At 48.3% G+C, this 8355-nt stretch carries 8 protein-coding genes; all 8 read left to right on the top strand.

The genetic code is table 11. The features are described 5' to 3' along the window. Positions 1 to 665 precede the first annotated feature (665 nt). Positions 666 to 2663 (top strand): TonB-dependent receptor, encoded by a 1998-nt coding sequence (locus tag Q0614_RS09860; RefSeq protein WP_298788395.1) that lies wholly within the window; start codon positions 666 to 668, stop codon positions 2661 to 2663. Between the two features lie 259 nt (positions 2664 to 2922). Next, positions 2923 to 3972, top strand: coding sequence for an ABC transporter substrate-binding protein (locus Q0614_RS09855; RefSeq protein ID WP_298788393.1), 1050 nt, complete (start codon positions 2923 to 2925; stop codon positions 3970 to 3972). Between the two features lie 10 nt (positions 3973 to 3982). Then, the gene (locus Q0614_RS09850; protein WP_298788391.1) at positions 3983 to 4984 is read left to right on the top strand and encodes an iron ABC transporter permease; all 1002 of its coding nucleotides are present in this window, start codon (positions 3983 to 3985) and stop codon (positions 4982 to 4984) included. Then, a complete protein-coding gene (locus Q0614_RS09845) occupies positions 4984 to 5730 on the top strand; it encodes an ABC transporter ATP-binding protein (protein ID WP_298788389.1) in 747 nt (248 codons plus the stop codon). The genes Q0614_RS09850 and Q0614_RS09845 overlap by 1 nt, the downstream gene beginning before the upstream one ends. Before the next feature lie 186 nt (positions 5731 to 5916). Next, positions 5917 to 6600: a hypothetical protein gene (locus tag Q0614_RS09840; RefSeq protein ID WP_298788386.1), complete on the top strand. Its 684-nt coding sequence runs from the start codon at positions 5917 to 5919 to the stop codon at positions 6598 to 6600. After that, positions 6593 to 7126, top strand: a complete 534-nt coding sequence (locus Q0614_RS09835) for a hypothetical protein (RefSeq protein WP_298788384.1) — start codon at positions 6593 to 6595, stop codon at positions 7124 to 7126. The genes Q0614_RS09840 and Q0614_RS09835 overlap by 8 nt, the downstream gene beginning before the upstream one ends. 130 nt (positions 7127 to 7256) lie before the next feature. Beyond that, positions 7257 to 7718 (top strand): hypothetical protein, encoded by a 462-nt coding sequence (locus Q0614_RS09830; RefSeq protein WP_298788383.1) that lies wholly within the window; start codon positions 7257 to 7259, stop codon positions 7716 to 7718. 259 nt (positions 7719 to 7977) lie between these two features. After that, a partial coding sequence (locus tag Q0614_RS09825; protein WP_298788382.1) for a methyltransferase domain-containing protein occupies positions 7978 to 8355 on the top strand: 378 nt, incomplete at its 3' end.

The following is an 8355-nucleotide window of genomic DNA, read 5'->3' as shown; positions in this document are numbered from 1 at the left end:
GGCGTCCGCTCGCATGGGATCGGCCCACGTCAAAATCCTACCCCCCCCCTGCGCGCGTACTGCATATGAAATTTAAAAATTTCATGGCTCGCAAAGCTGCGCGATCTTGGGTTGCGACCGACCCAAAGCCCGTATCTTGCTCAAAATTCTACCCCTAATGCAAGGCCAACTCATCGCGCAAGCCCGCCCTCGCGCAAAATTCAGACCTTTCCGCGAACTGCAAGGCGGCGATCCTCACCCCTCACCCCTCACCCCTCACCCCTCACACCGAGTGTCGAGTGTCGAAAAACGCAAGCCGTACGATCAAAAATACGCAAATTGCTACGGAAAAACCCCGCAAACGGCGCAAATATCTATTCTACCGCTCGATAAGACCGATATGGCGGCCCCTCTGCATGCTCCTCGCCGCAAGGCTAGCTGCTCGCGCATTAGACGCATTCGTTTCCAAGCTTAAGATTTTGACGTGCTCGCGCGATCCGTCCTTAAAATATCTTCTCGTCGCACTTTGCAGGTTTCGTTAAAATTTCGTTTATACAGCCCTCTAAATTTAAGCTTCTTTTAACATATATTGAATAAAATTCTTTTCATATATCGATGCATTAAAAATGCATAAAAATCAGATTTCTTGCGATATATCAAAATAATTTTACTCAAGGGAGTTTTCGATGAAAAAGAGCTGTCTGTTTGCCGTCATAGCCGCCGTCGCGCTTCACGGCGAAATTTTTAATCTAGGCGAGATCGAAGTCACGTCGAAAATCGGCGATAAGGTCCAAGAAAGCGACACGAGCGTCGCGGTGATCGACGAAGAGAAGCTGAAGAAAAACGAGATCAAGCGTCTTTCCGAGGTAGCCGAGAGCACGCCGGGACTACAAATAAGCAAAGGCGGCGGCGGAAGAGCCGAGCAGACCTTCTATGTTCGCGGCTTTAACGCCAGAAGAGTGCCCGTCTTTATCGACGGAATTCCCGTTTATATCCCTTACGACGGCTATATCGATTACGGACGATTTACGACGTTTGATCTGTCGCGCATCGTAATCTCCAAGGGCGCTAGCTCGGTGCTTTACGGACCAAATACTATGGGCGGCGCGATAAATTTGATCACCAAAAAGCCTAGCAAAGAGCTAGAAGGCGAGATCGGTTATGGAGTTGAAAGCGGCAAAAGCGGCAAAACTATCGGCAACAACGTAGATTTTAGCGTCGGTACTAAGCAAAATTTATTCTATGCACAGGTAAGCGGAAGCTTTTTTGAAGACAGAGGCCAGCAGCTTTCGTCTAAATTTCGCATGCCTATAAACAAAGATGAAGACGGCGGCAGACGCGATAACTCCATCCAAAGAGACAAAAAAATCGGACTTAAAGTGGGTCTTACGCCGAACGAAACCGACGAATACGCCATCAGCTATATCAATCAAAAAGGCAGAAAACAGGCCCCTCGTTATGCGGGCCGCTATTTGGATTGGAGTAGATATTGGGATTGGCCTATGTGGGATAAACAGAGCCTCTACTTCCTCTCGCATACGCAAATTGCGGGTAGCTTATACGTAAATACGAAAGCGTATTACGATCAATTCAAAAACGATTTAAGATCATTCGACGACAAAACCTACAGCACGCAAAGAACGAGACGCGCATTTAACAGCCACTATCGAGACCACTCCTACGGCGCGGGCGCGGAGATCGGAGGCGACGTCGTAGAGCAAGATACACTCAAATTTGCGCTCAATTATAAATTTGACGAGCACAAAGAGCACAACGACGGCGAGCCGATCCAAACGACTCAGGACGCTATGTATAGCTTCGCTTTGGAAAATACGTATAAATTTACCGATTATAACAAACTCATTTTAGGCATTGATTATGACATTAGAGATCCGAAAAAGGCCGAAAAATACGGCTCTATTTTAGCTAGAAGACCGCATTTTTATAGCTTTACGGATCTGAAAAAGGAAACGGCTTTCAATTATCAGGCGATATTTAAACAAAGCTTCGACGGCAATGATGAGCTTAGCTTAAGCTACGCAAAAAAGACCTATTTTCCGAGCATGAAAGACAGATATAGCGAGAGATTTGGCCGAACCTTCGCAAACCCAGCGCTTCGTCCGGAGGTAGCAAACCACTACGAAATAGATTATCAAAGGATGTTCGGCGATACGCTAAGGCTCGAAACGGCGGTATTTTATTCAAAGATCAAAGACGCATTCGGGCTTAGAAAAGAGACGCGAAACGGTCAAACTAGAGATATGATCGTAAATATCGATAGATCGACCCACAAAGGCTTTGAGTTTAGCACGGGATATTTTGCGACGAAGGATCTTGAGATAGGCGGCAACTACTCCTATCTTATAGTTAAAAACGATAAAAGCGACGCCAAAGTGTATGATCTGCCGAAACACAAGGCTTTCTTATACGTAGATTATAAAATCACGCCTAAGCTATCTGCATATATGTCGCAATATATCTCATCCGGCAAATACGTCCTATCCAAAGAAGAGACCAGACTGGCGGGCTTTGGCGTTACAAATTTAAAGCTCACGTACGAGCCGATCGAAAACTTAAGTCTAGAGGCGGGAGTATCGAACCCGTTTGATAAAAACTACGAGTACGACGAGGGCTATCCTGAGGAGGGTCGCGTATTTTTCTCAAACATCAGATATAAATTTTAATTCAGGTTTAAACGGCGGCGGCATTTTGCCTTTTCATTGAACTCCGCGGGCGAGCGGTTTTGATCTTCATCTCATACTGCCCGCCTGCTTTAAATTTAACTTTTCAAATTTTAAAGCTCAAATTTTGCGCCGAGCAATCTAAAATCACCGCCGCTAAATTTTAAAATTTAGCGGCTAAATAGGCATCTATCGAAGATAAATCTATTTTAAAATTTCTTTTGCTATACTTGCAAAATCAAAAATTTTAAAAGGAAAAACGGTGAAAAAAATATTTCTATTTCTCTGCGCCGCGAGCATGCTTTTTGCTCTGAGCGAGGCGCAGATCAAGGACTACATCGCTCAAAACAGCGAAAACATAGAGCAGTTGCAGGGCACTCCGTCTAAAATTTACGCCAGTTCGCCGCCGCTTTTATATATGCTTTACGCGCTTGATCCCGCTAAAATCAGCGGCACGAATTTCGAATGGAACGACTACGAGCGGCCCTACGTCAAAAAAGAGGTGCAAGAGCAGCCCGTCGTGGGCGGCTTTTTCGGCCAGGGTAAAATTCCAAACGTCGAGATGCTGCTACGCCTAAACCCGGGTCTCATCCTCGTAAACGCAAGCTCGCGCAACACCAAAAAGATAAGCGAGGTCTTCGGCTCGATCAAAAAGCCGATGCTCTATCTAAGCGCGACGAAGCTCGAGGATTATCTGGACGGGTTTGAAATTTTAGGCGAAGTGACGGGCAAGCAGGAGCGCGCCGCACGTCTCATAAACTACGCACGCGAATCGCTAAATTTGACCGCGCAGATCGAGGAGTACATTAAGAAAAACAACCTTCAGAAGGTAAAAATTTACTACGCGCAGGGTAGCGATGGGCTAGCCACCGAGTGCGAGGGCTCATGGCACGGGGCGTTAATCGAGCGAGCCGGTGCGCAGAACGTGCATAAGTGCAGCGAGGATCCAAACGCCAAATCCTTCGGGCGCGTAAAGATCAGCTTCGAGCAGCTCGTAAAATACGACCCGGACGTCATCCTCATCTACGAAAAGGAGCTATTTGATAAAATTTACGACGATCCGAAGTGGCGGCTGCTGGGCGCGGTGAAAAACAAAAAAGCCTACTACATCCCGCGCGAGCCATTTTCGTGGTTTGATCGCCCGCCTTCATTTATGCGGTTTTTGGGGCTAAAATGGCTGGTAAATTTAATCTACCCCGAAGCGTTTAAATTTGACATGGTCCGCGAGACGCGCGAGTTTTACAAGCTATTTTTGGATCTTGAGCTCACAGACGCGCAAATTTATAAAATTCTAGGACGGGGCGCCGAGTGAGTAAAGAAAGATGAGCAAAAGGGCGTTTGCGTTTTTGGCCCTGCTGCTGGCGCTTTGCGTCGCGTGCTCGCTGCTGCTGGGCAAATACGGCTTTAGCGTGGGCGATTACGCACGCTACGTTGCGGCGCTGCTGCGAGGCGAAAGCTTAAAAGATTTCGAGGTCATGCACACGCTCTTGCTTGAAATTCGCCTGCCGCGCATACTTGCCTGCGTACTCATCGGCGCGAGCCTTGCGATCAGCGGCGCTGCGTATCAGGCGATGTTTGTTAACCCGCTCGTAAGCCCCTCGATACTAGGCGTTCTAAGCGGCGCGGGATTTGGCGCGGCGGTCGGGATGTTTTTCAAATTTAACGAATATCTCATCCAGCTTAGCACCTTTGGCTTCGGCTTTCTTGCCGTGGCCGTGGCGCTGGGCGTTTCGGCGCTGTATTCGCGCGGCGGTAGCGTCATCGTGCTAGTTCTTGGCGGCGTCATCAGCGGCTCTCTTTTTACTTCGCTACTCTCGGTGCTAAAATACGCCGCAGATCCAAACGACGCGCTTCCCGCGATCACCTATTTTTTGATGGGAAGCCTCGGCTTTGCATCTAAAAGCTTTATTCAAATTTCGATCTTACCGATGTGCGCGGGCATTTCGCTGCTGGCGCTTAGCGGCAAATACCTAAACGCGCTAAGCCTTGGCGAAGAGGAGGCAAAGAGCCTGGGCGTAAACACGGCGCGGGTTAAAATTTTCATCATCCTAGTCGCCACCTTCGTTAGCGCGCTTAGCGTGACGATCGCGGGCATCATCGGCTGGATCGGACTTATCGTGCCGCACATCGCGCGCTTTATCTTCGGTGCCGACAACCGCGCGGTTCTGACTAGCTCGGCGATGATCGGCGCTGTATTTTTGCTCTTTTGCGACAGCTTCTCGCGGCTCATTTTTACCTTTGAGATTCCTATCGGTATCGTTACCTCGCTATTTGGCATCCCGATGTTTATCATCGTGCTTCGCCGCGCCAAGAGGAACTTTTGATGCGAGAAAATTTGATAGAAGTGCGAAATTTACGCTTTGCCTACCAGGGCAAGCCCGTACTAAAGGGCATCAGCTTTGACGTCGCGACGGGTGATACGCTAAGTATCCTGGGCGCCAACGGTAGCGGCAAAAGCACTCTGCTTCGCATAATGCTCGGATTTTTAAAATTTGAAGGCGAGGTGCTGATCGGCGGCAAAAGCGTGCGCGACTACGGCAAAAAGGGGCTCGCCTCACTCGTCGCCTACGTGCCACAGACGCACGCTCCGTCCTATGACTACAGCGTCTTTGACGTCGCTCTGATGGGTGCGCTGTGCAGGACGCCGCTGTTTTCTAGCTTTAGTGCGGCGGATAAAAAGCTAGCCGAGCAGGCGCTGGAAAAGATGGGTATCGCGCATCTAAAAAATGTGCCCTACACGAGGGTTAGCGGCGGCGAGCGCCAGCTGGCATACATCGCGCGCACGCTGGTTCAGGGCGCGAAAGTGATCTTTACGGACGAGCCGACCAACGGGCTGGACTTTGGCAATCAAATTAGGCTGCTCGAGATGATAAAAGCGCTAGGCGACGAGGGTTACACCTTCGTGCAGACGACTCACTATCCGCGCCACGCGAAATTTGTTTCAAATTTGACGCTATTTATAAAAGACGGCGAAATTTTAGCTTTCGGGCGCAGTGAGCAGCTCATAAATGCCGAAAATATCGATAAAATTTACGGCATAAACTACGAAAGATATGAGGATAGATTATAAACTTTACGGGCGCGTAGCGCCGTTAAATTTAGCCGAATTGGGGTAAAATTGCGCGTATAGAATAACTTTTCGGCGGCAAACGGCGCGCCGATAAGATGCGGATCGCGACTGCGGTAACGTAAGCGGTAAACCGAATTGCTAACGAGCAAAAGGTCTAAATTTAAACGATAAATTTAAAGGAAAATCATGACTCCGCGAGAGATATTTTTAAACGGCTGCGCCGAGATTGCGGCAAATTTTACGGACTTCAAGCCCACGCAAAAGGGGCAAAAACTAACGAAGATCGCAAGCGATAAGGAGATTTTATTTGAGATTTATTTTAGCTCCAGTATGCGCAACTACGCCGGCAGCGTGAGCATCCTGCCGCAGATCGCGATCTACTGCAAGCGCCTAAAAAAGCTGATGCAAGAGGAGCTGTCCTACTCGACCGATCTTGTTTTCGTATCGCACCTGAGCTATCTCACGCCGCGCAGGCAGTTTCGCGACTGGCAGCTCGCGGGCGCTAACTTTGAGCCCAGCGTTTGCGAGATTAGTGCGGCTATCAAGGACTACGCGCTGCCTATTTTTGAGCTTTTTGAGGACAAGCGCAAGGCGGTGGAGTTTATGACGCAACGCGGAGCTAAATTTAACAAAAATCTAAGCGCCTTCGATCTGTGCCCGATCTACTTTGTATATTATTTCGGCGGCAAGGACGCGGCGGAGGCGTTTTTCAACATCTGTCTAAGCGATTGCACCTACAAAGGGCGATTTTATAAGCTTTACGAGGAGCTTGCAAACGGCGCGGAGGCGGATTTTAGCAGGAGTTCGTTTGTGGGCGATACGGAGGCGAAATTTGCATTTATAAAAGGACTTAGAATTTTAAATGGCTGAAGCTTTAATTCAAATTTTAATCGTAATTTTTAGCGTTTTACTTCTGGGTGGGATTACTTGGACGCTTTTTTGGCGCAACCCTCGCAAGCTTAACCAGCACCGGCTTGCCGCGATAGATGGGATAAGCGAAGCAGGCGCGGTAAAAAGGCTTTCCGTGCGACCGTTTTTGTTCTGGCTGGAGCGGTTTTTTATCTCGTGCGAGAGCCTTTGGTTCGATCAGGATTTCATCTACGTTTTTGACGGACAGAAGCTCGCGGCGAGGTATAAATTTGAGCAAATTTTAGCGCTTGAAGTCACAAAAATTCGGATAAATCATGCTAGGATTTGGCGGATCCGCTTTGCGAGCGGCGCGAGCGAGCTTGAACACGGCAGCACGAACAAGCCCCGGCAAGACGGCGCGAGCGAGTATAAATTTGTGCCCGCCGCTTCGATTTTTGAGCCGAGCTTTAAAGAATTTTTACAAATTTTACGCGAGAAAAACCGAGACGCGATCAAGACGGAGTCTAGATTTTGGGAGACCGTTTAGCGCGGCAGATTTACGAAGCAGATTTGCAAAAAAATAGAAAAGGCGCGGAGATTTCAGGCGCGATCATCGCAAAGGGCGGCAAAAGCTACGCGCGAAACCGCAAGAGGCGACAAATAGATAAGGGGGCAAAATGAAACGCTGGAGCAAGCTTGCAAAACAACTTTACGAACGCGTAGATGAAAGCATTGATTTTAAGCTTCGCTGCACGGTTTATAGGATGCAAAGCAGACGCGGCAGCACGGATTTGCCGCGATATTTTATCACGCTTGCGGGCGAGATTATTTTTGATTACCCGAAGGATTTCATGCTAAAAAGCGGCGGCGTAAAAAGCTTAGCACGGAGCGCTCTAACAAAAATTTATCCGTATGGTAACGACATAAGCGACATCGGCGAGCTTATACGCGAATATATCGACACGCCCAAAGAGGAGCTGTTTGCAAAGCACTTTGGTGCCGACGAATGGGGGCTTGCGAATATCCTAAAGGCCGCCGACAAGCGCATCGGCAAAAGGAGGCTGCAAATTTTAGCCAAAAACAAGAAAAATCAAGCGATGCAAAAGGTGATAGCGGCTAGATTGGAGGCTTTGCAATAAATTTGAGCGGTGATTTAAAAGCGGAGCGAGCAAGCGCGAGCATTTTGATTTATGAACAGGCTTTTTAAGATTTATCTACGATCGTTCGGTGAAATTTAAAGAATTTCGAGCGGATAAAATACACAGAGGTGGGCTTGCCTTAACACTTTTTGCCGGGCGGTTTGAAATTTAGGTAGGTTTGAGCATGCGCATAAATTTACGCTAAAATTTAACGAAAAAATCGGTGCGATCTGCCCGCAAAATTTTAGAAAGGATAGTTATGATTTTACCTTCAAACTACGATGAGATCGACTTTGACGCGCTTTATAAGGCGCAAAAGGCAAAAAGCTCGTTCGGCAAAAAACTAGCCGAGCATTGGGACAAAAAGGCGCCGAGCTTCAACGAGGGCGTGATGAAAAGCGCCTACGCGCGCGAGTTTATAGACAAGGTCGATTTTACTGGCGTTTCTACGCTGCTTGATTTCGCATGCGGCGCGAGCGCGCTAAGCGTGCTGGCGGCGGAAAAGGTGGATCAAATTTACGGCTACGACTTTTCGCGCAAAATGCTGGAATTCGCCCGCGAGAACGCTCAAATTTACGGCGTAAAAAACGCTAAATTTGCGCAAAAATCCTTCGAGGACGACTGGTCGGACGTGCCC

Origin of the sequence: uncultured Campylobacter sp. (assembly GCF_937997595.1) — a bacterium.
GTDB lineage: Bacteria > Campylobacterota > Campylobacteria > Campylobacterales > Campylobacteraceae > Campylobacter_B.
Note: the sequence above shows the minus strand (reverse complement) of the source record. Positions and strands in the feature narration are given on the sequence as shown.

Excerpts from the sequence above, each read along its gene's own strand:
- Q0614_RS09860 (WP_298788395.1), top strand. The coding sequence starts at position 666 with ATGAAAAAGAGCTGTCTGTTTGCCGTCATAGCCGCCGTCGCGCTTCAC.
- Q0614_RS09850 (WP_298788391.1), top strand. The coding sequence starts at position 3,983 with ATGAGCAAAAGGGCGTTTGCGTTTTTGGCCCTGCTGCTGGCGCTTTGC.
- Q0614_RS09845 (WP_298788389.1), top strand. The coding sequence starts at position 4,984 with ATGCGAGAAAATTTGATAGAAGTGCGAAATTTACGCTTTGCCTACCAG.
- Q0614_RS09840 (WP_298788386.1), top strand. The coding sequence starts at position 5,917 with ATGACTCCGCGAGAGATATTTTTAAACGGCTGCGCCGAGATTGCGGCA.
- Q0614_RS09835 (WP_298788384.1), top strand. The coding sequence starts at position 6,593 with ATGGCTGAAGCTTTAATTCAAATTTTAATCGTAATTTTTAGCGTTTTA.
- Q0614_RS09830 (WP_298788383.1), top strand. The coding sequence starts at position 7,257 with ATGAAACGCTGGAGCAAGCTTGCAAAACAACTTTACGAACGCGTAGAT.